The 24,004-nt window shown below is 64.7% G+C and carries 22 protein-coding genes; 14 read left to right on the top strand and 8 right to left on the bottom strand.

Going from position 1 to position 24,004, the window contains the following annotated elements; translation table 11 throughout:
- Positions 1-129: 129 nt before the first annotated feature.
- Positions 130-1,107 (bottom strand): TIGR03790 family protein, encoded by a 978-nt coding sequence (locus VKF82_07115; GenBank protein HME81831.1) that lies wholly within the window; start codon positions 1,105-1,107, stop codon positions 130-132.
- Here VKF82_07115 and VKF82_07110 point away from each other — a divergent pair.
- Positions 1,097-1,306 (top strand): hypothetical protein, encoded by a 210-nt coding sequence (locus VKF82_07110; GenBank protein HME81830.1) that lies wholly within the window; start codon positions 1,097-1,099, stop codon positions 1,304-1,306. The two genes, VKF82_07115 and VKF82_07110, sit on opposite strands and share 11 nt — an antisense overlap.
- A gap of 77 nt (positions 1,307-1,383) precedes the next feature.
- Here VKF82_07110 and VKF82_07105 read toward each other — a convergent pair whose 3' ends face one another.
- Positions 1,384-3,975, bottom strand: coding sequence for a zinc-dependent metalloprotease (locus VKF82_07105; protein ID HME81829.1), 2,592 nt, complete (start codon positions 3,973-3,975; stop codon positions 1,384-1,386).
- Positions 3,976-4,063: 88 nt separating this feature from the next.
- On the opposite strand from VKF82_07105, the gene VKF82_07100 reads away from it, so the two are divergent.
- A complete protein-coding gene (locus tag VKF82_07100; protein HME81828.1) occupies positions 4,064-4,216 on the top strand; it encodes a hypothetical protein in 153 nt (50 codons plus the stop codon).
- Between the two features lie 90 nt (positions 4,217-4,306).
- Here the strand turns inward: VKF82_07100 and VKF82_07095 are convergent, their stop codons facing one another.
- Together VKF82_07095 and VKF82_07090 are read right to left on the bottom strand one after the other, a co-directional pair.
- On the bottom strand, positions 4,307-8,035 hold the full coding sequence (locus tag VKF82_07095) for a TonB-dependent receptor (GenBank protein ID HME81827.1): 3,729 nt from the start codon (positions 8,033-8,035) through the stop codon (positions 4,307-4,309).
- Positions 8,036-8,422: 387 nt separating this feature from the next.
- Positions 8,423-9,292 carry an AraC family transcriptional regulator gene (locus VKF82_07090; protein ID HME81826.1) on the bottom strand — a complete coding sequence of 290 codons (870 nt, stop codon included), beginning with the start codon at positions 9,290-9,292 and terminating at the stop codon, positions 8,423-8,425.
- Between the two features lie 359 nt (positions 9,293-9,651).
- Between VKF82_07090 and rpmA the strand changes: the two genes are divergently transcribed.
- Both rpmA and obgE read left to right on the top strand, forming a co-directional pair.
- On the top strand, positions 9,652-9,945 hold the full coding sequence (gene rpmA / locus VKF82_07085; protein ID HME81825.1) for a 50S ribosomal protein L27: 294 nt from the start codon (positions 9,652-9,654) through the stop codon (positions 9,943-9,945).
- A gap of 72 nt (positions 9,946-10,017) precedes the next feature.
- The gene (gene obgE / locus VKF82_07080; GenBank protein ID HME81824.1) at positions 10,018-11,283 is read left to right on the top strand and encodes a GTPase ObgE; all 1,266 of its coding nucleotides are present in this window, start codon (positions 10,018-10,020) and stop codon (positions 11,281-11,283) included.
- Position 11,284: 1 nt separating this feature from the next.
- On the opposite strand, the gene VKF82_07075 is transcribed toward obgE, so the two are convergent.
- On the bottom strand, positions 11,285-12,886 hold the full coding sequence (locus VKF82_07075) for a glycosyltransferase family 39 protein (protein ID HME81823.1): 1,602 nt from the start codon (positions 12,884-12,886) through the stop codon (positions 11,285-11,287).
- Between VKF82_07075 and nadD the strand changes: the two genes are divergently transcribed.
- Complete coding sequence (gene nadD / locus VKF82_07070; GenBank protein HME81822.1) at positions 12,852-13,454, top strand: nicotinate-nucleotide adenylyltransferase; 603 nt, start codon at positions 12,852-12,854, stop codon at positions 13,452-13,454. The genes VKF82_07075 and nadD overlap by 35 nt on opposite strands.
- Here nadD and VKF82_07065 read toward each other — a convergent pair.
- Positions 13,451-13,606: a hypothetical protein gene (locus tag VKF82_07065; GenBank protein HME81821.1), complete on the bottom strand. Its 156-nt coding sequence runs from the start codon at positions 13,604-13,606 to the stop codon at positions 13,451-13,453. The two genes, nadD and VKF82_07065, sit on opposite strands and share 4 nt — an antisense overlap.
- Positions 13,607-13,659: 53 nt before the next feature.
- Here VKF82_07065 and lysA point away from each other — a divergent pair, with 53 nt between their 5' ends.
- Genes lysA through VKF82_07020 form a run of 9 tightly spaced genes read left to right on the top strand, consistent with a single transcriptional unit; the run spans position 13,660 to position 22,103 of the window.
- On the top strand, positions 13,660-15,012 hold the full coding sequence (lysA, locus tag VKF82_07060; protein HME81820.1) for a diaminopimelate decarboxylase: 1,353 nt from the start codon (positions 13,660-13,662) through the stop codon (positions 15,010-15,012).
- Positions 15,009-15,446, top strand: a complete 438-nt coding sequence (locus VKF82_07055) for a DUF3465 domain-containing protein (protein HME81819.1) — start codon at positions 15,009-15,011, stop codon at positions 15,444-15,446. Before lysA ends, VKF82_07055 begins: the two co-directional genes overlap by 4 nt.
- Positions 15,439-16,050 carry a Maf family protein gene (locus VKF82_07050; GenBank protein ID HME81818.1) on the top strand — a complete coding sequence of 204 codons (612 nt, stop codon included), beginning with the start codon at positions 15,439-15,441 and terminating at the stop codon, positions 16,048-16,050. The genes VKF82_07055 and VKF82_07050 overlap by 8 nt, the downstream gene beginning before the upstream one ends.
- An 8-nt stretch (positions 16,051-16,058) precedes the next feature.
- The gene (locus VKF82_07045; protein HME81817.1) at positions 16,059-17,162 is read left to right on the top strand and encodes a rod shape-determining protein; all 1,104 of its coding nucleotides are present in this window, start codon (positions 16,059-16,061) and stop codon (positions 17,160-17,162) included.
- Positions 17,105-17,926, top strand: coding sequence for a rod shape-determining protein MreC (mreC, locus tag VKF82_07040; GenBank protein ID HME81816.1), 822 nt, complete (start codon positions 17,105-17,107; stop codon positions 17,924-17,926). Before VKF82_07045 ends, mreC begins: the two co-directional genes overlap by 58 nt.
- On the top strand, positions 17,923-18,483 hold the full coding sequence (gene mreD / locus VKF82_07035; GenBank protein HME81815.1) for a rod shape-determining protein MreD: 561 nt from the start codon (positions 17,923-17,925) through the stop codon (positions 18,481-18,483). Before mreC ends, mreD begins: the two co-directional genes overlap by 4 nt.
- Positions 18,484-18,500: 17 nt before the next feature.
- Positions 18,501-18,932 carry a hypothetical protein gene (locus VKF82_07030; protein ID HME81814.1) on the top strand — a complete coding sequence of 144 codons (432 nt, stop codon included), beginning with the start codon at positions 18,501-18,503 and terminating at the stop codon, positions 18,930-18,932.
- Between the two features lie 30 nt (positions 18,933-18,962).
- Entirely contained in the window at positions 18,963-20,873 is a 1,911-nt protein-coding gene (gene mrdA / locus VKF82_07025) for a penicillin-binding protein 2 (protein ID HME81813.1), read from the top strand.
- A 42-nt stretch (positions 20,874-20,915) separates the two neighbouring features.
- Complete coding sequence (locus VKF82_07020) at positions 20,916-22,103, top strand: pyridoxal phosphate-dependent aminotransferase (GenBank protein HME81812.1); 1,188 nt, start codon at positions 20,916-20,918, stop codon at positions 22,101-22,103.
- A gap of 36 nt (positions 22,104-22,139) precedes the next feature.
- Here the strand turns inward: VKF82_07020 and trpS are convergent, their stop codons facing one another.
- Entirely contained in the window at positions 22,140-23,138 is a 999-nt protein-coding gene (gene trpS / locus VKF82_07015; GenBank protein HME81811.1) for a tryptophan--tRNA ligase, read from the bottom strand.
- Complete coding sequence (locus tag VKF82_07010; protein HME81810.1) at positions 23,135-23,926, bottom strand: hydroxymethylpyrimidine/phosphomethylpyrimidine kinase; 792 nt, start codon at positions 23,924-23,926, stop codon at positions 23,135-23,137. Before VKF82_07010 ends, trpS begins: the two co-directional genes overlap by 4 nt.
- Positions 23,927-24,004: the final 78 nt, after the last annotated feature.

Raw genomic sequence — 24,004 nt, 5'->3', positions numbered from 1 at the left:
TTCGTCGAGGTCGATGTCGAGTTGTCGTCCAAAAGCAGCGCTAAGGCGGCGATGAGATGCATGTGTCCATCCTCCTTGTGGTCGCGCTGTTGCCCCCGGGTGCGCCGCCGACCTTCAGCGTGCGGTCCCTCAGTACGGCGTGCATAGCGGGTCGCCGATGACGACCTCTTTCCACACGATCTCCGACAGCCCGGCCCAGAACGATTCGCCCAGCGTCCTGCCTGCGGTATACGCCGCGAACACGCTCGGAGGATCGGGAATCGCGTTGAGATACGGCTCGGTGACATCGCCGTGCACGCCGGTGACCCCTTGATGGATCAGATCCGCGATCTGGCTTTGGCCGCCGCCCGGGGTGCGGATGTTGCTCGCCGACGTGCTCACCGCCGTCTCGGCGATGCCGCCCGGCACGAAGGTCAGCGCGTGATAGGCCGCGGCCGAGAAGTGCGCATCGTTGCTGCCCCAGCTCACATAACCGATGAGCGGGTTGGGCGGTGCCACGAATGCGATCGTGTTGTCGATCTGCGCGTCGAACCCGGCAGCCGCGAGCTGCGTTTGCGCGGTCTGCATCGCGGTGTTGAAGACGGTGTAGCCGTCGCTCTTGGTCGGGTCGACGTCGAAGAAGAACTCGCCGTGCGGATGCGTGCCGTCGCACTTGAGGCCGTTGGAGATGAGGCCGTTGACATCGGCCACCGATCGCCCGTCCAAGCGCGTGACCAATACCATGTTGTACGTATCTGACGAAAATGGCGTCGTGGACCCGTAGTACGGATTGAACGCGGCGCCGCTGCCGGGGAACGCGCCTTTTGCCTGGGACATGATGCCGTCCACGCTGTAGCCGCTGAACGAACCGCCGCCGTTGACCAAATACGGCGTGCCGTACATCATGACGACGAAATCGATGCGCGTGCCGGCGTTATGGAGCGTCTTGATCGCGCTGGCCACCGGCGCGAAAAGGTTGGTCTGCAGATCCGGTGTCTGCGCGATCGTGAACGTGTTCGGGTCGCTCGAGAGCGCCACCGAAACGAGATTGCCGGCCGGGATGTGGCGGCCCATCATATAGGTCTGCGCGAGTTGGACGCTCGCGGGTACGGCGCTATTGGCGACCACTAACACGTGGACGTTCGCCATGGGCGTCGGCGCGGACGTGGGCGGAGCGGGAATGCCGGGAACGTTCTTGCCGCCGCCGCCGCTTGCGCAGCCCGATATGAAGATGGCGGCGAGCAACCATGCCGCCCACCCGCAAGACCGATCCAGGCGCATCTCCACCCTCCAAGCCTACCTGCACGCGCGGTGCAAAGGCAAGTGACAAACGACAAGGGCGACCCGTGCGGCCACCCTCATCGTCGCATCTCCCGAGCTGCGCTCGAGTGCAAGGCCCGGCGCTTAGAGTCCCGAGACCTGGCGTCCTTGCAGCGCGAGCGACACCTTGTTCTGCAGGTTGTCGAGGTGTGCGCGCGTGATCTCATCGAGCGAGCCCGAGTTGAGCGCGCTGCGCAGCGTGCCGGAGAGGCTGACGAGCTTCTCGCGCGCCAGCGCCTGTGCGTCGCTCGGCGTGCCCTTCGCGGGCGTGAGCGCCATGGCGATGAGCATGCGCGTGTACTCCGCCTGGAGATTGCGCGTGAGCAGCGGTACGTCCGACAGACCTCGCGTGCGCAGATCGCCGTACACGCTGTCCTGCGTCCAATCGAAGAGATCCGTCAGCGACATCGTGCTGCCGGGTTTAGAGCGGATGCCGATCTCGTCGATGCGCTGCAGGCGCAGCGGCTGATACAGCGTCGCCAGCAAGTACTTCTGCAGGCCGCCGATGACTTCGACGATCGGCACGTCATGGCGCGCAGGTGGATCGTACGCCCAACTGCCGCTCTCCAGCGGCTCCCACTCCTGATAGGTCATGCGATTCAGAAGATCGGGCGGCAGGCTCATGGCCGTCGCCGAGAAGACGTAGCGATCCAGGTTCTGCCACGCGCGGCGCTGCGTCGAGCGCGCGACCGGCGTCAGCGGCGTTGGCGCGCCCGGATCACCCGGCCGCGCGCGCGAGAGGTATTCGCCGCCGATGTAGTGCTCGAACACGAGGCTGCAGCGATTGTATTCGCGCAAGATGAATCCGAACGCGGTACGCTCTTCTTGGTAAGGGTGTTCGGTCCGTGGGTAGCGCGAGTTCAGCTTGTCGAGCAGGCTGTGAGCGAGATCCATGCGCGTGTCGCACCACGAGATGTTGTCGTTGGTCAGATCGAACTGCACGACCCGTGGATCGATCGCGTGTGCGTCGTCCCACGAGACGTCTTCATCCGACGCGAAGCGGTACCACGGACTGGTGGATTGCGCCAACCACTGGTTCAGCGTCGTCAGCTCGTCATCGGGCGTGCGCGCGCCGGGAATCGGCGCGTACGCCCAGTGGATCGCGTAGTAGTCGTAGGGGCCAAGCGTGGTCATGAACAGCGCGCCGTGCGACTGACCCTTCGGCCAGAAGTTGATCGGATTGTATTCCATGACCGACGACGACATGCCGTGCTTGGCGGTGAAGTCGGCGCTCTTGACCTGCGCCGCGGTGAATGCTTCCGACCCGATGAAGTTGTGCATCATCCCCATGTCGTGGCCCACTTCGTGCAGCGTGCCGTCGATGAGAAAGTCGTCGATGTACTTCTGCGGCACGTCGCCGCTGGGCCAATCGCCGTTCAGGCGCATCGCGAGGGCGCCGAACCCGGCCTCGTTGCGCTTTTCCGCGCTGTAGTAGCGCTCGTTGGCGGAGAACGAACGGCCGCGCGACGCGTCGATGAAGAACGGATACGCCAAGTCCCCGAAATTCACGTAGTCGGCGTCGAAGATCACACCGGTGCGGAACTCCTGCCCGGTGCGCGGATCCCAATAGAACTGCGCTTCGAGGAATCCGCCGGCGTTTGAATCCGTCAGCCAGCGCAGAACGCTATAGCGCACGTCGTCGGCATCCCAATTCGGATCGTCCGGCTGGTCTTTGACCTGGACCGCATCGCTGATGCCGATCGCCGCGAACGCCTTGTTCCACTCGAGCACCGCGCGCCGGATCGCGCTGCGGTAGCGGTCCGGGATGGTGTTGGTCATGTAGAACACCATCGGGTGCTTGGCGGGCGAGAGCGCCGCGGTTGGATCGGTCTTCTGCATGTTCCAGCGCATGATGTAACGCTGTTGGCGATTGATCAGCTTGTCCGAACCGAAGTTGAGCCGGACGTTGTCGAAGAAGCCGATCCGATCGTCCGCGTAGCGCGGCATGTAATCGCCGTCCTTGGGCGGTTCGATGAAGTTGTAGTCGATGCGGAACTCGATGGCGCGCGGATCGGGCACGTTGTCGATGATCGAAGCGTCGTCGGTGGTCCAGGTCTGGCGCACGTCGATCAGCGTGTTGTCCGGGAACGATTTGGTGGGGCCGAAATACGTGCGGTCCGCGTCGAGATGGTAGAGTTTGCCGGGGTCGGGATTGCCGAGGGCGCCCTTGAGCGTATCGGCGAAATCGATCACGTCCCCGAGCAGCGGCGCTGCGTCGATGACGACGTCGCCGCTCTTATCGTCGGCGGCCACGACTTTGGTCACGCCGACCACCGATTTGGCGGTCTGATCCTCGACCGCGTGGGCATCGGGCGTGTTCGGCGGCGCGACGAAGATCTCGTTCGGGAAGAGTATGGCGATCTTGTCGTCTTGGCGCACGAAGCGCACGATGTGCGGCGAGAAGTAATCCGCGCCGCCTGCCGAGATGAAGTAACCGCCAAGACCGTTGCCCGGCACGGCGCTCAAGATGAAATCATGGCCGAGCTGAGAGGGCGTGAGCTCGAGGTAGACCTTCCCCGCCTTGCGCCAGACGGTGAACAAGCCTTTTTGCGGGCTGAGCCCGTCGGTGAATTTGGCAAGCGTGGCAGGCGCGGCATCGTCGTCCGCGCGCGACGCAACGGGAATCATCGCAAACGCGACGGCGAACACAGCCGCCGCGATGACAAACCGCTTCATGAGGGTATAAGACCTTTCGCTAAGGGAAGTATCGCCGCTGGCGTGTGATTCGGAGCTCAGACGTCCCGATACCTACTGGGGGTGACCCATGATCCGCAAACTACCGTCGGGCAAGTACCGGCTCTACTCGAGGAAGCTCAACCCGCGCACCGGCAAGCGCCGCAACCTGGGGACATTCGACACGCGCGCGGCCGCCGAGAAGCACGAGCGGGCGGTCCAATACTTCAAACGCCAGGGCTGACCGCGACGGCGTCATGTCGCGATGGGGCGAAAAGAGAGGCCGGCGGCACGCAGAGCCGCCGGCCTCATGGGCGTTCAGATCAGAGCGGCGTCACATCTTGATCTGGACGTTGAGGGTGGCGTTGAACGGAACGACCACGCCATAGGTTGCGCCGTTGTCGCCGGTAGCGTTGACGAAGTAGGGATACTTGAACTGCGGTTGGATCGTATTCCCAGGATTGTAGAAGTTGCCCACCGGCGGGAAGAACCCGGCGCTGTTGCTATACAGGCACCAGTGGTTGTCGTTCAAGATCCACGGCTCCTTAGATCCGCCGCTGCAGTAGTTGACGATGTTCGCCAGGTTGAGCTGGTACGAGACCCGAGGCGTCGCGGCATACGAGATGCCCATGTGCAAGCTGTACTGGTTCGGTTCAGTGAAGGCACCGGGTTGGTCGAATTTGCCGGTGTACGGATCCGGCATGACGAGGTTGCCCGTGCACGTCGGTGCGTCAGCAGCTAAGCCGCTGCCGCCGTACGGATAACGCGGGTCGCCCGTCGGCGAGCTAGCCGCAATACCCGTGCACGTGCTCGGATCGAAGCCGTATGTCGTCTCAGGTGCGCCGTACTTCTGTCCGCCATGGAATTGGAACGACGGAACAAACGCCCACTTGTCCTTCTTGTATTGGACGATGAGCGTCGCGACGTGCGGCACCACGTAGCTGAGCGACGACAGCTGCACGCCGACGGGAACGATGCTGTACGGCGCGTACTGCGCGGTCGAGCTGAGCAGCCCTTGTGCCGGTGCGTTGTAGTACGGATTCGCGACGCCGCCCACTTCGGTCGCTATCGCGTTGTTGCCGCCGTCCGTGCCGCACAGGCTTGTGGGGCTGGAGGACGGCACCGCACCGACGCATGCCGCGGTGAACGAATTGTAGTGCTGGATATCGATGTTGTCCTGTGCCAACACGGACTGGCCGGTCGGCAGCGGGTTGTACGTCACGTAGCTGTGAGTATACGTGTACGCCAGCTGGCCGGCGAACCCGTTGTTGTTGAAGTTGCCCATGTTGGTCAAGAACTCGAACCCGAGGTTGGTCTCGTTGCCGACGTTCAAGCCGGAGACGAACGCCGTCTGCGGGTTGATGTAGATCTGCTGGACCTGGTTGTTCGTCTTGCGCAAGAACGGCGTCAGCACGAGCGACGTCTGCGTGTTGGCGAACTGGTGCTCCCACGACAGGTCGTAGTTGTACGAGATCGACGGGCTTACGACGTGGTTAGGCGACGTGAACCCGTACTTGTAGAACAGCGACCCGAGCAGATGCTCGGGCAGGTCTTGGTCCAAGCTGTCGTACTGCTGGAACGCCGTGGCTGCCGGCTGAGAGTAGCGGCCCGCCGAGAAGCGCAGCACGTCGTTCGTGCCGAACGTATACGTTCCGCCGAACCGCGGCTCGACTTCGTTGTAGGTTATCTGGCCGCCGTTGGCCGTCGTGTCGGTCAGCGTCGCCTGCGAGTACCCGGCTCCGAAGGTGGAGCATGGTGTACCGGCCTGCTGGGGAGTGAGGCTCCCGGGCGGCGCCGTTTCGTCGAATGGGTTGCCACCGTTCACGAGCGGGTTCACGCACGACACGGCGTTCCAGGCGTTGAACCAGTACGGTCGCGTGCCGGTCCCCGTCGGCGTGTAGACGAACGTGTAGATATCATCCCGCACGCCGATGTTGAAGGTCAGGCGATCGTTCGGCTTCCAGGTGTCTTGCGCTGACACGCCCCAGAAGCGCGGCGTCACCGTGTTGAACGTGGCATAGGGACCGTTCTCGGAAACGTACCACGCGCAGGGTCCGCCGCAAGCGGTGCCGCTTGGCGCCGGGATGCCAACACCGGGACCGAAGAAGTTCCCGATCGACCCAAGGCAGTTGGCCCCACACGTCAAGTTGCCCAACGTCAGGTAGTTACCGCTTAAGTTTCCTGCGTTGGCGCTGGTCTTGAGGCAGGATGCCGGCACGCCAGGATTGTTGATGTTGTAGCAGATGCCGCTGGTCGGATTCGCGAGACTGACGAGTTGCGCCACATCGCCGCGCGCGCCCGACAGCGTGTTGAACATCTGCGTGTTGTTATCGCGCACCGTGCTCGCCGTCGAATACGTGCCTTCGATATTGAGCAGGTTCTTGGGCGAGAGCTGGTTGACGTAGTTGGCCGACGCGCCGCGCGTATGCGTCGACAGCTCGTAGTCGGGGGCGAGGGCGAAGTCCAGATTATAGGCCCCCATCGGGTCCTGGATGAACCACCACGAGTAGTCGATGTAACCATACACGCGCAGGTACGACGATGTGCCGATGTTGTGTTGATACTGGAGTTTGTAGATGGACAGTCCGTTGCTGTACCCTTCGTAACTGTTGCCCGGGATGTTCGTACCCGAGAACGAGGAGTTCAAGAAGGCGTTTCCTTCGTTCGGATAGGCGTAGGGCACGACGTTGTTGACCTGCCCAGGCGCAGCCGCAGTGAACAGCGTGCCGACAGGCGTCATGTATTGTGCGCCCGAGAAGAACAGCGGTTGACCCGGACCCTCGACAGTGCCGGGGTTCTGCGAGAAGAAGTTCGGGCCGCCGCCCCAATCGTTGGGGTTGTTGTAGAAATTCGTGTACAGCTGGAACGTGTCGTACAGCAGTTGGATGTCGTCCTTGCCGGTGTCGTTCTTATGCGGGATTCCGAAGTGGAAGTTGAAGACGTTTTCACGGTCTTGATTGTTCTTCGGCGTGAGGATGTTGATCGGACCGAGGTAATACCCACCTGGTCCGACCGGCTGGCCGAGAATCGAGTTGGCCGTGTTGTGATAGCATTTCACGAAATCCGACGGCACGGCGTCAGTACCGCAGCTGCCGCCGACCGTCGCCGACGGTGCCATGTCGTAGACCAAGCCGTAGGTCGAGTTCTGGCTGGCGCCGTTGTTCTCGTCGTAGTAGCGCGGGCTTTGGTTGACGATGCCCACGCCGACGTAGTACGAGAAGTTGCGGTTGGGCGTCGCGCCGCCGAACTCGACGCTGGCCTTGTTGTATAGGTTCGGCCCGCCAACGCCCAGGTCGACGTTGGCATAACCCGGATAGGTGCCGCTCTTGATGACCTGGTTGATGTAGCCGGCTAATCCCTCGCCTTCTGCTGTGGCCGGCGCCGCGCCAGTGTACAGCTGCAGCTCTTGCTGGCCGATGGCGGAGAGATTGCTCGACGCGTAGTTGTCGAACGACCGGTTCACCGGTACGCCGTCGAACTCGTAGCCCACCTGGTCGTAGTCGCCGCCGCGGATATTGACGACTTGGAACCAGCCCGATTGACCCGGTGGAACATACGCGCCGGGGAGCGCTGCGACGGCGGAGTAGCCTTGGTTGGCGCCGCCGCCGCCGCCGAGCACCGCGCTGCGCGCCTGCGCGGCCGAGTTGACCGAGTAGACGTTGGCAGTCGTGCCGGGCTTGATGAGGTCCGATGACGCACGCGACGTGACCGTCGCCAGAGTCTTGATCGACGGCTTCACGACGAGCGTGAGGTTTTGTACTTGGTCCGCCAGCACGGTGACGCCGCGCTGCACGAACGTCTCGATGACGCCTTCCTTGCTCACCGTCACGGCATACGTGTCGGGGATCAGCGAGACGAAACCGAAGTGACCGCCATTGTCGGTCGTAGTGCTTGAGGTCTGGCTCGCAGAGGACGCCGTGACCTTCGCTTGCGCGATGGGCGCGTGCGTTTGCTCTTGCAGAACTGTGCCATTCAACGATCCGGTGACGCCTGCCAGTGACCACGTTACCTGTGCAAGCAGCACCGCGATCGTCAAGAAGGCGGATCTGAGCAAACCTTTCATGGTCTACCTTGTTCCTTCTTGAAGAGCCCGAAGCGATATGATCCGTCGGCTCGCGAGGAGCGACGGATGCCGGGAGCGTCGGACCGCGCACGGGCGTTGTCGGTCCGCGCGTCCCAGCAAGTGAAGCGCGACAACCGAGCCATTGAGCGTTCCCGTGACGCCTGCCAGTGCCCATGTTCCCTGGATCAGGAGCGCGACGAGAACCGTGTGACCGTCTTTTCTCAATTCTCGATCGTCAGAACGGCGCGACAGCGCCGGTCACGCAGGCGAGACTGCGTCGACACCTTCGAAAGTAGCAGTATACGGCGCCGCCGTCGCTCACGTTTGGGCGGCCTTGTATACGAACGGACGAAAATTACGCTAGGCGGTGAGGCGGCTAGCGGGCCGCTAGGTCAAGTTGCGCAGGCTGCTTGGAGTCAGTCCCGTGACGCGCCGCACGCAGCGGGCCATGTGGCTCTGGTTTGCAAAACCGGCCTGGAGCGCCACGTCGCTCAGTGGAAGCTTGCTCTTCACCAGTAGGTCAATCGCGTATTCCACGCGGCTTCGGATGACATACTGATGAACGGGCACGCCGACGGATTGCTTGAACAGCGACTTGAAATGCGACGGGCTGACGCTAGCGACTTCCGCGAGCTGGACGAGTCTAAGGTCCTGCGCCAGGTGGTCGTGGATGTAATCCGTCACGCGTCGCAGTCGGCCTTTGGGTAGGCCTTTCGTGATACGGGGCACGAGGGGTGCGTGTTGCCGTAGCAAGTGCGCGGCCAGCGCCAGTCCCAGACCGTCGGCGTAGAGACGGCCGGACGGCTCGGGCGTTTCCAATTCGGCTTTGAGCGCCCAGCCGATGTGTTCGATCTGCGGATCCGTGAACTGAAGCAGCGGCAGAATCGAGACGCGATCGGGATTCACGTCCATCTCCTCGGCCGTCGTTTGCACGAGCGATGGGCTAATGCGGATGCACAGGAAAGCAGTCGGGCCTTCGTCCTGCCACTCTCCGGAAAAGCCCAGCGGCATCAGATCGATGTTGCCCCGGACCTGCAAACGTCGAGACACGGCTCCGTCGCAGCGAGCCGTCGTGCGAACCGGCCCTCCGACCTGCACCGATATACCGTGTGTATTCATATACCGGGCTTGGCTGACACCGCCCGACGTCTCGATGAGGGCTGCTTCGAATCCGGTCCAGAACCGATCGTGGCTTGTTTGCCGAAGAGAAAACTGCATTTTCCCTTCGTTGAACTGCATCCAGGCGCGTTCTTGCATTGTCGATAACCCATTCGCTTTGGGAATCAAGAGGCGCCGTGAAGCCCTCCATTTCTACTGTCATCGCAACCGGACATTCTTGGAAGCTGGAGCTTGACGGCAGGCGCGGTGGACTTCCAGATACATTCGGACGATCTAGAATAGAATCAGACGGTGTTCTCGAAAGACGCGAGCTGATTTGAATCGATCGGTCCCGCCAATTTCCGAAATCAGGTGTCGTCCCCCAAGGCGAGACGAGGGCAAATTTCTCTTCTATTACTTCCTAACCCCGATACGGTTTGACCGAGGGGCGTCGCGTTTGGTATACTTCCCATGCGTCCGTCGTCGGACGATTCCGTTTTTTAGGAGCCCGATTCGAAGTGTCTCTCTTCATCGATCTGCAGCGTTTCGCGCACAAAAAGGGCCTTGGCTCGTCGCGCAACGGCCGCGACTCTCAGAGCAAGCGCCTTGGCGTCAAGAAGTTCGGCGGTGAGACGGTCATCGCCGGCAACATCATTCTGCGCCAGCGCGGCACGAAGTACTACCCCGGCCGCAACGTCGGCATGGGCAAGGACAACACGCTCTTCGCGCTGGTCGACGGCAAAGTCGCGTTCTCGCGTCACACCAAGGACCGGCAAGTCGTCGCGGTGACGCCGGACGGCGCTGCAGCCTAAGCCCGAGCACTATCCTCGCGAGGAACCCGCTGTTGTGCGGGTTTTTCGTTTTTCACGCGAAGTAGTCCGCACATGTTCGTAGACGAAGCGCCCATCACAGTGCGCGCCGGCCACGGCGGCAACGGTATGGTCGCATTCCGGCGCGAGAAGTACGTGCCGCGCGGCGGCCCTAGCGGCGGCGACGGCGGACGCGGCGGATCGATCTATCTGCTCGGGGACGCGCAGCGCACGACGCTCTTGGATTTCCGGCACAAACGCGCGTTTGCCGCGCCGAACGGCGAGCCCGGCGGCGCCGACAACTGCCACGGCAAGGACGGCGACGACATCATCATCCCCGTGCCGCTCGGCACGCTGGTCTACGAGGCCGATCAGCTCGTCGCGGATCTGCGCGAGGACGGCGTGCGGGTGTGCGTCGCGCGCGGCGGACGAGGGGGTCTGGGCAATCAGCATTTCGCCACCTCGGTGAACCAAGCGCCGCGTTACGCGCAGCGCGGTGAGCCCGGCGAAGAACGCGCGCTGAACCTACAGCTCAAGCTGCTCGCCGACGCCGGCATCGTCGGCGCGCCCAACGCCGGCAAGTCGACCTTGCTCGCCAGCGTTTCTGCGGCGCGTCCGAAGATCGCCGACTATCCGTTCACGACGCTGGAGCCTCAGCTCGGCGTCGTCCAGATCGACATCGACGCGAACTTCGTGCTCGTCGATGTGCCTGGTCTGATCGAAGGCGCCAGCGGCGGGGCGGGCTTGGGCGATAAGTTCTTGCGCCACGTCGAGCGCACGCGCGTGTTGATCCACCTGATCGACGGCGGGCTCACGCCCGATGAAGCGCTCGCGCAAAAGGCGATGATCGAAGCCGAGCTGCTCGCGTGGAATCCGGCGCTATTGGAGAAACACCGCATTCTGGCGGTGTCGAAGATGGATATCCCGAGCGCCGTGGACGTATTCGCGGCCGTCGAGGCCATCTCGCCCGACAAAGTCTTCGGAATCTCCGCCGCCACGGGCCTTGGCGTCAAGCCTCTCATGGCCGCCGCCTATGCGGCGATCGTGGAGGCGCGCGCGGCGGCGCAAACGCTGGTCGAGGGAGTCGCGGGCGTCGTGCTGCGGCCAAAACCCGTCTCGTCGCGCCGTCGCGTCGAAGTCGCTAAAGAAGGGGGCGCGTTTCGCGTCGCGGGTGCGGGGCTTGAGCGCCTCGCGACGATGACCGACCTCGACTCGGACGAGGGCCGCTCGTTCTTCGCGCGCGCGCTGGCGCGCAGCGGCGCGCTGCGAAAACTCGAAAAGCTCGGCTTGCGCGCTGGCGACACTGTGCGCGTCGGCGCGGCCGAGTTCATCTTCTCCTAGCTCAGCGTTTCACGGGGCTCGTCTCCCCGAACAGATCGAGCAGCGCCCAGTTCGCGAGCGACGCGTGCTTTTGCAGCATCGAATACAGCAGCGGGCGCGTGGCGACCAGATGTTTGAGCACGAGCCGTTGCGGATCGGAGAAGTCGGCCTGGTTCTCGATATACCAGATGCGCGCGTGCGGGTGCGCGTCGAGCCACGCGATCGCCGCTTGCGGCGGCGCCGGATAGCTCATCAGATACACCTCGCGGCCTTTCACGTCCGGTGAGTCCTCGACCACGAGGTAGGGCTCCATCTGGTTGAAGATGAGCGCATCCCCTCGCTGCGCGTGCTGGTGCAGCGCGATCTCGATCGCGTACCAGTCGGTCGTCTGATAGTAGGGATCGAGGAAATAGTTCGCCAGTGCTACCGAATTAGCGGCGAGCACGATGAGCACGAGCAGCGCGCCGGCGACACGGGCGGGCGATCGCAACAGCCACATCGCCACCGCGGCGACCGCGATCGCGAACACCGGCAATGATAGCGCGACATAGCGATAGACGAGCAGATCGCGGCGGAAGCCGATCGAGATCGCGACTTGCAGCGCGAGCGGGATGAACAGATATGGCAGCGGCGTCGCGCGGCCGATCCAGCAGGCGCCGACGATGATCGCCAGCGCAGCGATGCCGATGGCGATGTCAAAGCCCGGCGAGATCCAGCTTTGCGGCGGCGTCATGAGCAGCACCGCGCGCGCGACCGGCACAAGATCGACCGCGGCTCCCGGAAACGCGCCGTTCGGAAGTTGGATGCGGATGGCCCACGACCACGGGATCAAGGCGAGCGCTGCAGCCACGGCCCAAGCGGCGGCCGGCAGCGCGCTGCCGCGCCGCACGAGCGCGTAGATCGCCTGCGCCAAAATCACGAACGCGCCCAGATACAATGTGTACGGGATCGCGATCACCACGACGCCATAGGCCAGCCACAACCAGCGGCGTCGCGCGCCGAGCGCGTCTTGCGCTTCCATGAGCAGCCACCACGACGCCATCGCGAGCGCGGTGACGACGACGTACATCCGGAACAAGCGGTCTTCGCTGACCAGCATCGGCATAGTCGCCGCGACGAGACCGGCGATGGCTGCGGCCGGGAATCCGAACCAGCGCCGCGTCAGCGCCCAGGTCGCAAGAATCGTCACCAGGCCGAACGGAGCTGTGAGGTAGCGATAATAGGGGGCGGGCCAGTGGAGCCAGCCGTTGAGGTAATGGAATACGAGCGCGAAGAGCGGCGGGTGGAAGTCGCCATAGACCGCGACGTGGATCAGCACGGGCAGCGGCGCGATGGCCTGGCGGTAGGAGAAGGCTTCGTCCGGCGTGAGGCTCTTGTCCGCGAGGCGCCAGAAGATGAGCGCTGCGCCGACGAGCAGCACGATCCAAAGCCATACGGCTTCGGCGCGCGTCAGACGTTCAGAGGCGCTGCCTCGTGCGACGTCGCTTTGCAGGCCGTCCTTCTCCTTTATAGTATTGGGTGCTGTTGCGGCGGACGCGTTTGCACCGCCTGCCGTATCGGCTCCACGGCAAAGAAAGGTCGCATCGTTCTTGACGGCTCGGCGCACCGGCGTGCTCGGCGGCACGTTCGACCCGATCCACTACGGCCATCTATTCATCGCTGAAGCGGTGCGCGCGCACGCGCGCCTCGACCGCGTCCTTTTCGTGCCCGTCGGCGAGCCGGCGCATCGCGCGGTCCATGCATCGGGCGCGCACCGCTTGGCGATGGCGCAACTCGCGATCGCCGGGAATCCGGCGTTCGGGATCGACACGACCGCGCTCGAGCAGCCCGGTCCGGTCTACACCGCCGACACTCTCGCGCTCATGCGCGCCGCGTATCCGGACGACGAGCTCCACTTCATCGCCGGCGTCGACTCGCTCACCGTGAGCCGCTGGCGCAGACTTGAAGAGGTCGCAGCGGCGCTCGCGCGCTTTTATGTCGTGCGCCGCGAAGGCGCGCGCGCTGAAGACATCGCCGGCATCATCGGCGACCTTCCGAAGGAGCTGCAGGCGCGTTTCGTGCTGCTCGATCTGCCGCTCGTCGACATCTCGGCGAGCGTCATCAGAGAGCGGGTTGCGGCGGCGCAACCCATACGATACTTAACGCCCGATGACGTCGGGCGTTATATCGAGGCTCGGAAGCTGTATCGCTAGTTCTGGCTGAGTGCGGGGAACGAGAACGTCCCCGTCGCAATCGGTCGCGTGGCTCGCTTCGCGCCTGCCGGACCAGGCAGTCCCAACAGGATGATGCGGATGTTGCCCGCCGCGCGGATGAGGCGGCGCGACGACTCGTGCGGATTGATCAACAGACGTGACCTCACGGCATTGATAAGACGATGAACCAAGGGATTCGGTATCCTTGAGTATACCCTCCGGCGCCTCGGCTCACAATGCCGAACGTACGGTCGATGTCGCATTGGGCGGTTGCGACCCGTTCGCGTTGACGCGCGAGTTCGGCACGCCTCTGCTCGTGATCGACGAGGCTGCCCTGCGGGCGCAAATGGAACGCTTCCGCCTCGCGTTTTCCGGGAGCTCCCGAGCCGGCCGTGCGAACCCTATCGCCGTAGACGTCACGTACGCCGCCAAGGCGCTCATGCTCAAAGCGATCGTGCGCATCGCCCACGAGGAGGGGCTTGCGATCGATGTCTGCTCGGCGGGCGAGCTTCACACCGCGCTGCGGGCTGGAGTACCCGCGCAGCGTTGTCTGATGCACGGCTGCTTCAAGACGCCCGAGGAGATCGAGCTGGCCGTCGCGTCCGGCGTCGGCTATGTGGTCGTCGACCATGTGGCCGAGATCGACGCGCTTGATGCAGCCGGACGGGCGCGCGGCGTCCGCCAGCGCGTGCTCGTGCGCGTCAACCCCGAGATCGCCACCGACACGCACGAACACGTCCAGACGAGCGGGCCGGATTCGAAGTTCGGCTTCGCGATCGCCGATGGCCAGGCGCGGCTCGCGATCGAGCGCGTCTGCGCGGCGCACGGCCTCGAACTCGCGGGAATCCATTGCCATATCGGCTCGCGCATCTACGACCTCTCAAAGTACGATGAAGAGATCGCGGCGCTGGCGGCATTCGTGCGCTCGCTGCAGGGATCGAGCGGGCCCGAGTTCGCGGTGATCGATGTGGGCGGCGGGATCGGCATCTCGGAGCGCGGCGAGGGCGCCCCCACGGCGGCGCAGTGGGCGGACGCCATCTTCGAAGCCGTCGAACGTCATTTCATCGGCGCCGGGTTGGAATGCGCGCAGCTGCTGGTCGAGCCCGGCCGGGCGCTGGTCGCTTCTGCGGGCACGACGCTCTACACGATCGGCGTGCGCAAGACGCTGCCGGACGGGTCGCGCGCAGTGATCGTCGACGGCGGGCTGTCCGACAATCCCCGGCCTGCGCTGTACGATGCTCGCTATGACGTGACGCTGCTGCACGCGCCTCGGCGGCGCCCTGCGAGTGCGCGTTATGCCGGCTCGGCTTCGCACCCGGAGGTCTACACCGTCTTTGGGCGCCACTGCGAGACCGACCGCCTGTTCCCCGACGTACCGCTGCCGGACCCCAGGCCCGGCGATCTGCTTGCGGTGCACAACTCGGGCGCCTACACCTACTCGATGGCCAGCAATTACAACCGTTTCCCGAAGCCGGCGGTCGTGTTGGCGCGCGCGGGGCAGGCGAAGCTCATCGCCAAACGCGAATCGCTCGACCACATGCTGGAGCTCGACCTGTGAGACGCCGCTGCGTCGCGCTCGCCGCCGCCGCGTTGGCCGCCGCCGCCGCATTCGCGATGACCGCCTGCTCGGCCAACTCCGAGGCGCCGGACAATCTTGCGGCGATCGACGACATCCATCAGCACCGCAGCGGACAAGAAGTGACCATCGAGGGGACGGTCGCACAAGTGCTGCCCAACGAGTCGAGCGCCACCGGCCGGCACGAGCGCTTCATCTTAGATGTGCACACCGGCAGCGGCGACGAGCAGCTCATCCTGGTCGCGCACAACATCGACATCGCGCCGCAGGTCCCGCTGGCCGAGGGCGACGACGTCATCGTGCACGGCGATCTCGAGCTGGACGCCAAAGGCCCGGTCATGCATTGGACGCATCACGACCCGAGCGGGCGCCATCCAGCCGGCTTCATCAAGGTGCACGGCCAGATCTATGAATGAAGGCGCGTCGAGAGAACGCGCGCCACGCCTGTCGGTCGCCCTCGCTTCCATCTCACCTCGCCGCCGCCAATTGCTCGAGAGCCTCGGCCTCGGCGTGGTCGTGGTTGCCAGCGGGTATGATGAGGAAGAGCACGCCGAACGATACTCCGATCCGAAGGACATGGTGCTAGCTCACGCGCTTGGCAAGGCGGAGCAGGCGCAGGCCGGCGGCCCGCCGCTGCTGGTGGCAGCAGATACGGCGGTCGTGATCGAGGGCGACGTGCTGGGCAAGCCGCGCGACGCCGCCGAGGCCGCCGCCATGCTCCGGCGCCTCGCCGGCAAGCGGCATGTCGTGCACACCGGCTTCGCATTGCTCGACCGCGCCGGCGGCAGATCGGCCAGCGGCGTCGAGTCGGCCGCGGTGACGTTCATGGCGCTCGACGACTCGCAGATCGCGCGCTACGTCGCCACCGGCGAACCGCTGGACAAGGCCGGCGCGTATGGCATCCAAGGTCGCGGTGCGCTGCTTGTCGCATCCATAGACGGGGACTTCTATACCGTCATGGGACTGCCGCTCGCGCGCCTGGGGCGCGCGTTTGCTTCGCTAGGACACGAACTGCTCTAACAACACGCATGCCCGACGCATTTGACTCGATCTACGCGCATTTCGCGCCGGAGATCTCCATCGACCTAGGCACCGCGAACACGCCGGTTTTCGTGCGCGGCCACGGCGTGCGCTTCGTCGAGCCGACGGTCGTCGCGGTCGACTCATCGTCGGGCGAGGTGTTGACCGTCGGCGAAGGCGCGCGCCAGATGATGGGCAAGGCGCCGCGCTCGATCACCGTCATCCGCCCGCTGCGCAACGGCGTCATCTCCAATTACAAGTACACCGAAGCGCTCGTGCGCCAGTTGCTCGATCGCGCGACGCGCGGATCGCTCATCCCGCCGCGCGTCATCATCGGCGTGCCAGGGAGTGCCACCGACGTGGAACGCAAAGCGGTGCGCGAGGCGGCGATCGGCGCCGGCGCGGGCCGCGTGTACTTCGTGCAGCAGGCCATCGCGGCGGCGGTAGGCGCGGGCCTGCCGATCTTGGAGCCGCACGGCAACATGATCGTCGACATCGGCGGCGGTACGACCGAGATCGCGGTGCTTTCGCTCGGCGGGCTCGTGGTTGCGCGGTCGCTCAAGATGGGCGGCAATCGGCTGGACGAGGCGATCATGGCGCACCTGCGCACCACGCGCGGCGTGCTGATCGGCGAGCGCACTGCCGAGCAGCTCAAGATCGCGCTCGGCTATTACGGCAGGCCGCGAGGACGCGCACCGGAGCGCGTCGTCGGACAAGACATGCGCGCGCTGCGGCCGGGAACGTTCGAGGTGCGCGAGGAAGAGATCGGCTCGGCGGTCGCCGAGCCGCTCGGCGAAATCGTCGACGCGGTGCGCGCGGTGATCGAAGTGACGCCGCCCGAGCTCGTGCGCGACATCGCCGACGGCGGTTTCGTGCTCGCCGGCGGCGGAGCGGCGATCGCGGGTCTGGCGGAGACGCTCGCGCTCGTCCTCACCATGCCGGTGCGCGTCGCCGAAGAACCCATGTTGTGCGTAGCGCGCGGCGGGGCGCAGATCTTAGCGGATCCGCGTCTCTTCAATGCGCTGTACCCGACTCCGCAGTCGAGAATCGGCAGGTGGTTGCGATCTATTCGTTTTGGGATGAGCGAAAACTCCTCGTATTCGTCGCGCTGATCATCGTCGCCGCGAGCGTGTCGCTGCTTGAGATCGACGCCTCTCGCAACGGACGGCAAAGCCCGATCGACGTCGTCGTGGGCGCGGTGTACACGCCGGTGCAGAGCGGACTCACGCGCATGGTCGAAGCCATCGGCACCGGCGTGCACGATGTGCTGCACGCGGGCGAATTCGCCGCGCAGAACCAAGCGCTGCAGGACAAAGCCGGCAAGCTTGCCGCCGCGAATGAGCGCCTGCAAGCTGACGCGGCAGAGAACCGCGAGCTGCGCCGCTTGCTGGCGATGAAGCAGACGCTGCCGGGCGACGCGGTCGTCGCGGACGTCGTCGGCTACGTGCCCGAGGCGACGCGACGCGAAGTGACGATCGATCGAGGGTCGCGCGACGGCGTGCACCGCGACAGCGTCGTGGTGAGCGGCAGCGGGCTGGTCGGGCACGTCGTGAGCGCGGGCCCGCGCGAGGCGCGCGTGTTGCTAGTGATCGATCCGGAGAGCGCCGTGCCTGCGTATCTGCAACGCTCGCGTTCGTGGGGCATCGTGACCGGCACGTGGCTGCACGCGAAGATGAAGTACATCGACCAGAACGCTGCGCTCCAGACGGGCGACGTCGTGGTCACAGGCCACGGTGAGATCTATCCGAGCGGCATCCTCATCGGCACGGTGCGCGAAGTCGATCGCAAGGACAACGCGCTGTATCAGACCGCCGTGCTCGAACCTGCGGTGGATTTTCATTCGCTCCAGCACGTGCTGGTGTACACATCGCCGTGAGCGCCGACATGCTGCGCGGCTCGCCGCGCGTGCTCTTCGGCCCGCAGCGCCCGGTCGACGCCGGCGCGACGGCGCCGCCGCGCTTCTCGCTGCTGCTGCTCCTCGCGGCCGTCGCCGTCCTGCTGCAAGTGACGTTCGCACACGCTTGGACGCTGCGCGGCGCGCAACCGAGTTTGCTGACCGTGCTCATCGTCTGGACCGGATTGCGTTGCGGCCCTACGACGGGCGGCTGGCTCGGCTTGTTCGGCGGCGCGCTTGAGGACGCGCTCGGCGGTGGCGGTGCAAACGTCCTAGGCGGCGCGCTCGTCGGCTTTCTCTCAGGGCTGCTCAGCAGCCGCTACTTCGCAGATTCGCTCACGGTCGTGATCGCCGCGGTCGCGGGCGGCACGATCGTGCGCAACGCGGTCACGTACATCGTGCTCGAAGTCGCCTTCGGCGATCGCGGCACGTATCATCGCCTGGCGCATGCGACGGCGTGGGAAGTGCTGCTCAACTGCACGCTCGCGGCCATCGTGGTGCTCGCATTGCGCTGGTGGTCCAACAGAGGTACATCATGAGAGCGATTGCTGTCGGCTTGATGCTGTTCGTGTTTACCCCTGCCGTAACCGACGCGAGACAAGCGTCGGTCCAGGAAAGGCTGGCAATGTCCGTCTCTATTGCGGACTATATCCATTATCACAACTATTATGGGAAGACGAACCCGTTCAAGACCGAGGCCGTGGAACTGGGCGCGGCTGCGACTGAGGGTCGGTTCGCTCTGGCAGATTGGCGGTCAGCCGATGATCGCGAGCACGGTCAGGCATCTTTTTACACGGTGTGTGACACACGGTTTGTCGGAACCGTCAGTACCGGGCGTCCGCTCACGACGCAGAACCTTGTCGGGCAGCCCAAACTGGAGTCTTCGGTGCCCGCTCCGATTGCCGCGAAACTTGTGGCTGAGGTTGCTCAACTAGAAGATCTGCATATCGCGTATCTGAAGCCCGCCCAATGGGGCACTACGTGCTAGTGACGCGTCCAAGGGGTAGTCGTTAGGCCGATGCAGGGACTTTGGGGACGCCACGGACCCGAGAACGCCGGCGAACGCGCTCAGCTGCCGCGCCTGCTGATCTTCGTCGGCGGCGTCGCGATCGCGATCGCCGTGCTGATATGGCGGCTCGCCGACGTGCAGCTCGTCCACGGCGCTTCCTATGAGACGCTCGCCGATCAAAACCAGCTGCGCACGATCCCCTTGACGGCACCGCGCGGTTTGATGTACGACCGACACGGCGTCATCATCGTCAGCAACCGTCCGTCGTTCGTGGTCCAGGTCGTGCCGATGCAGATCGCCGATCCCGCGGCGGAGGTCGACGAGCTGGCGAGCATCTTGCACGTGACGCCGACGAGCCTGTGGAAGCGGCTGCTGCGGTATAACGGCGTCACCTATCCCACCTTCGACGCGCTCGCCGGCGCCGTGCCGCTCGGCCCCATCACGATCGCGGGCGATCTCAACCCGGCCACAGTGGCGCGTTTCTCAGAGCGCGCGGACCGGCTCTCCGGCATGGCGGTCGAGCTGTTGCCCGTGCGCGACTATCCGTACGCCACGATCGGCTCGCACATCGTCGGCTACGTCGGGCGCATCACGCAAGACGAATACGAGAGCCGCAAGCACTTGGGATACGGACCTAACGACACGATCGGCAAAGAGGGCCTGGAGTACACCTACGACGCGATCATGCGCGGCGAGAACGGCGGCCGCCAGATCAAGGTCAATTCAGCCGGCATGGCCGTGGCCACCCTCGGCGAGCGCGAAGCGGTGCCGGGCGACAGCCTCGATCTCACGATTGACTGGCGGTTGCAGCGCGCGGCCGAGGCGGCGATGGACAAGCAGATCCGCGTCATCGCGGCGCGCATCGGCCATCGCATCGCCGGCGCCGCCATCGTCGAAGACGTGCATAGCGGCGCGATCCTCGCCCTGGTGAGCCAACCGAACGTCAACCCGAACGATTTCGCGTTGCCCATCAGCGAGGCGCGCTACGACCAGTATCTGAACGATCCGCTCAAGCCGCTGTTCACGCGCGCTATCGCGGGCAAGTACCCGACCGGCTCGACCTTCAAGATGATCACCAGCTCAGCCGCGCTGGCCAGCGGCGTGCTGACCGCCGACAGCGTGCGCTATTGCCCCGGATTTTTCGACCTCGGCGTCGTCTTCAACGACGACGCGCGCGGCGGCCACGGCACGCTCAACGTGGTGCAGGCTATCTCGCGCTCGTGCGACGTCTTCTTCTATAAGGTCGGCTTCGAGCTGGGCATCACGCGGCTCGACCGCTACGCAGCTGCGTATGGGATCGGAGCCCAGACCGGCATCGATCTTCCCGGCGAGACGACCGGCACGCTGCCGACGCCAGACTGGAAGAAACGCGCGTACGACGACCAGTGGTATGCGGGCGACACCGTCAACATGGCGATCGGCCAGGGCTACGTCGAAGTGTCGCCGATCCAGCTGCTGCGCGTGGCGACCGCGGTCGCCAACGGCGGCACGTTGTATCGTCCGTTTCTGCTCGCCGACGTGCGCGACGCGCACGGCCACGTCGCCGCACGCTCCCAACCGGTTGTGGAAGGCCACGTGCCGGTGCCGGCAAGCGATCTGCAACTGGTGCGCGAGGGCATGCTCGGCGCCATCGAAAGCCCGTACGGCACGGCGTACAACGTCTTGATCCCGGGCTTCCATTACGCCGGCAAGACCGGCACCGTCGAAAACGTGCGCACGCCCGACAATCCTGAAGGCCGCAATCACGCCTGGTTCGTGTGCTTTGCCCCGTACGATCATCCGCAGATCGCGGTGGTCGTGTTCATGGAGAAGAGCGGCGGTTTCGGCGCGGTCAATGCGGCACCGGTCGCGCAAGACATCGTGGAATCGTACTTCCGTCTCAACCACGAGGGGCCGGCCGGCAACGGCATCCACGACTAGACGCTAGGGACGTCCTTTCGCGCCCGCGAAACCCGCTCCATCATGCAAACGACGACGTTTCCGCTCGCCGAGTCTATGCGCCGTCTCGGCACCGAGAGCGCTTTTGTGGTGCTGGCGCGCGCCCGCGCGCTCGAGGCCGAGGGGCGCAACATCATCCATTTGGAGATCGGCGAGCCCGACTTCGACACGCCCGAACACGTCAAAGAGGCCGGCATCAACTCGATCCGTTCCAACCGCACGCATTACACGCCGGCCTCAGGCATCGCCGAACTGCGCGACGCGATCGCCAAGCACGTGACAAAGACGCGCGGCGTGGAGGTGACCCGCGACAACGTCGTGGTCAGCCCGGGCGCAAAGCCGACCATCGCGTTCACCCTCATGGCGCTGCTCAACCCCGGAGATGAAGTCGTCATCCCCGATCCGGCGTATCCGGCGTATCGCTCGATCGTGACCTATGTGAACGCCGTGCCGGTGTCGGTCCCTTTGCTCGAGAGCAATCAGTTCCGTCTGGATCCGGCCGCGCTTGAGGCGGCCATCACGCCCAAGACCAAGATCCTGGTCTTGAACTCGCCCCACAATCCCACCGGCGGCATCCTCACGAACGAGGACATCTTCGCGATCGCCGACATCGCGCGCAAGCACGACATCCTCGTGATCAGCGATGAGATCTACAACAGCCACTGCTATGACAAGGAGTTCGCCTCGTATTACGGGCTCTCCGCGATGCCCGAGCGCACGATCCTGGTCGACGGCTTCTCAAAGGCGTGGGCGATGACCGGCTGGCGGCTCGGCTTCGGCGTGTATCCTCGATATATCGCCGACGCCGTGGGCGCGCTGATGCTCAACACCGTCTCGTGCACGACGACCTTCGTGCAGGACGCGGGCATCGCGGCGCTTCAGGGTGACATGAGGCCCGTGCAGGCGATGAATGAAGAGTTCCGACGCCGCCGTCAGATCTTGGTCCACGGATTGTGCGACATCCCCGGCGTGTCGTGCCAGATGCCGGGCGGCGCGTTCTACGTGTTCCCGAACGTGTCGGCGATCGAGCGCGACGACATCAAGCTCGCCACCTACCTCTTAGAGGAAGGCGGCGTGGCGGTGCTCGGCGGTTCGACGTTCGGACCGAACGGACGCGGCTTTATCCGCCTGTCGTACGCGGCGTCCGAAGAGAACTTGCGCGAAGCGCTCAAGCGCATGAAGACCGCGCTCGCCCACTACAAACGGGCGTAACGATCCCGTCATCTTGCTCTTGTTCTCTGGGGTGCCTCAAAACCCCATCGCCTGTCTGACCTGCGCGAGGGTTTGCGCTGCGACTTCTTGCGCGCGGCGGGTGCCGTCAGCTAACACCTCACGCACGTAGTCCGGTTCGGCTTCGAGTTCGCGGCGGCGCTTTCGCAGCGGTGCGAGCGCGGCGTTCAAGTGGACGGCCATGTCCGCTTTGTCTTCGACGCAGCCCAATGTGCCTGTGCGGCAACGCTGCGCGATGTCTGGCGCGTTACCCGGATTGAATATCTCCTGGAAGAAGAAAACCGGGCAGGTCTCCGGATGGCCGGGATCGCTCTTGCGGATCTTGCTCGGATCGGTGTACATCTCTTTGACCTTGGCCGTCGTCTCGGCGTCGCTGTCGCTGAGCAAGATGCTGTTGTCATACGACTTGCTCATCTTGCGCCCGTCCAACCCGGGCACGGCTGGCGTGTTCGAGAGCACTGCCTCGGGTTCGGTGAGCACGTCGCCATACAAATGGTTGAAGCGGCGAACGATCTCGCGGCACAGCTCGAGATGGGGCAGCTGGTCCTGGCCGACCGGCACGCCTTGACCTTTGAACGCGATGATGTCGACCGTCTGCAGCACGGGGTAACCCAAGAAACCATGTGTGGCGATCTCGGGACCGAGCGCGGCGATCTGATCTTTATAGGTCGGCACCCGTTCGAGCCACGACACCGGCGTGATCATCGAAAGCAGTACGGCCAACTCGCTGATCTCGGGCACCCGGGATTGGACGAACATCGTGCAGCGCTGCGGATCCAGGCCCGCCGCCAGCCAGCCGAGCGCGATGTCGTGCACTGAGTCGGCGATCTCCTTGCTGTGGGCGAAGTTGGTCGTCAGCGCGTGCAAGTCCGCGATCTCATAGAAACAATCGTTGTCTTTAGTGAGCGCGACGAAGTTCTGCAGCGCGCCGAGCCAGTGCCCGACGTGCAGCTTTCCCGACGCGCGCATGCCCGCCATGATGCGCCGGCGTCTGGATGTCGCGACCGTTGCCGTCATGCGCGTCCCTTAACCCGCGCGCGCCGTTGCGCCTCCAGTTCCGAACGCACGAGTTCGCGCGCGCGCCGGATCGCCGCGTGCAGCTTCATGCCCTGGGCCAGGTGAACCGCGATCGCGGCGGCGAGCGTGCAGCCGGTGCCGCGCATGCGCGCCGCGATGCGCTTTCCGGCGAAATGCGTGATGCCGTTCGCGTCCGCAAGCACGTCGACGACCTGCGGACCGCGCACGTGGCCGCCGGTCACCAGAACCGCGCAGCCGCGTCGTTGCAGATGAAGCGCGGCGCGCTCCGCGTCGGCGACGGTCCGCACGGCGATGCCGCTCAGCGCTTGTGCTTCTGCGGCATTGGGGGTTGCCAGCGTCACGAGCGGCAACAGCCCTTCGAGCGCGCCGAGCTCCGCGGGGCCCAAGAAGCGATGACCGGACGACGATGAGATGACCGGGTCGAGCACCACCGGCAAGCGCTTCGGCTGCGCGCGCAGGAAGCGCGCGACCGCGGCGATGAGGGGAGCATCGGGCAGCAGGCCGATGCGAATGGCCTTCGGACGGCGTTCTTGCACGATCGCGTCGAGCTGATTGCGCAGCGCGCGCGACGGCAGAGGATACACCTCCATGACGCGCCCTGAATTTTGGGCGGTCACCGCGGCAAGCGCGAAGACGCCGACGGCCCCGAGGCGTTCGTAGACGATGAGGTCCCGGCCGATGCCCGCCGCGTTGGTGGGGTCACTCGACCCGATGCTGCAGACCAGCGGTTTGAGGTGTGCTCGACGCTTCAAAATGACCTTATCCACATATTCACAGGCTCTGTGGAGAACACCCGTTTGCCCTTTCGCCTCTAGCTGTGCGGCCGCGCGGGGGGCGGCGTGGCC

The organism is Candidatus Eremiobacteraceae bacterium (assembly GCA_035314825.1).
In the GTDB taxonomy this organism is placed as follows: Bacteria; Vulcanimicrobiota; Vulcanimicrobiia; order Eremiobacterales; family Eremiobacteraceae; genus JAFAHD01.
This window is presented reverse-complemented; position numbering and strand designations above follow the sequence as displayed.

Excerpts from the sequence above, each read along its gene's own strand:
- mrdA (HME81813.1), top strand. The coding sequence starts at position 18,963 with ATGCAGGGACTTTGGGGACGCCACGGACCCGAGAACGCCGGCGAACGC.
- VKF82_07095 (HME81827.1), bottom strand. The coding sequence starts at position 8,035 with ATGAAAGGTTTGCTCAGATCCGCCTTCTTGACGATCGCGGTGCTGCTT.
- VKF82_07090 (HME81826.1), bottom strand. The coding sequence starts at position 9,292 with ATGCAAGAACGCGCCTGGATGCAGTTCAACGAAGGGAAAATGCAGTTT.
- VKF82_07100 (HME81828.1), top strand. The coding sequence starts at position 4,064 with ATGATCCGCAAACTACCGTCGGGCAAGTACCGGCTCTACTCGAGGAAG.
- VKF82_07020 (HME81812.1), top strand. The coding sequence starts at position 20,916 with ATGCAAACGACGACGTTTCCGCTCGCCGAGTCTATGCGCCGTCTCGGC.
- VKF82_07105 (HME81829.1), bottom strand. The coding sequence starts at position 3,975 with ATGAAGCGGTTTGTCATCGCGGCGGCTGTGTTCGCCGTCGCGTTTGCG.
- trpS (HME81811.1), bottom strand. The coding sequence starts at position 23,138 with ATGACGGCAACGGTCGCGACATCCAGACGCCGGCGCATCATGGCGGGC.
- VKF82_07050 (HME81818.1), top strand. The coding sequence starts at position 15,439 with ATGAATGAAGGCGCGTCGAGAGAACGCGCGCCACGCCTGTCGGTCGCC.
- obgE (HME81824.1), top strand. The coding sequence starts at position 10,018 with ATGTTCGTAGACGAAGCGCCCATCACAGTGCGCGCCGGCCACGGCGGC.
- VKF82_07045 (HME81817.1), top strand. The coding sequence starts at position 16,059 with ATGCCCGACGCATTTGACTCGATCTACGCGCATTTCGCGCCGGAGATC.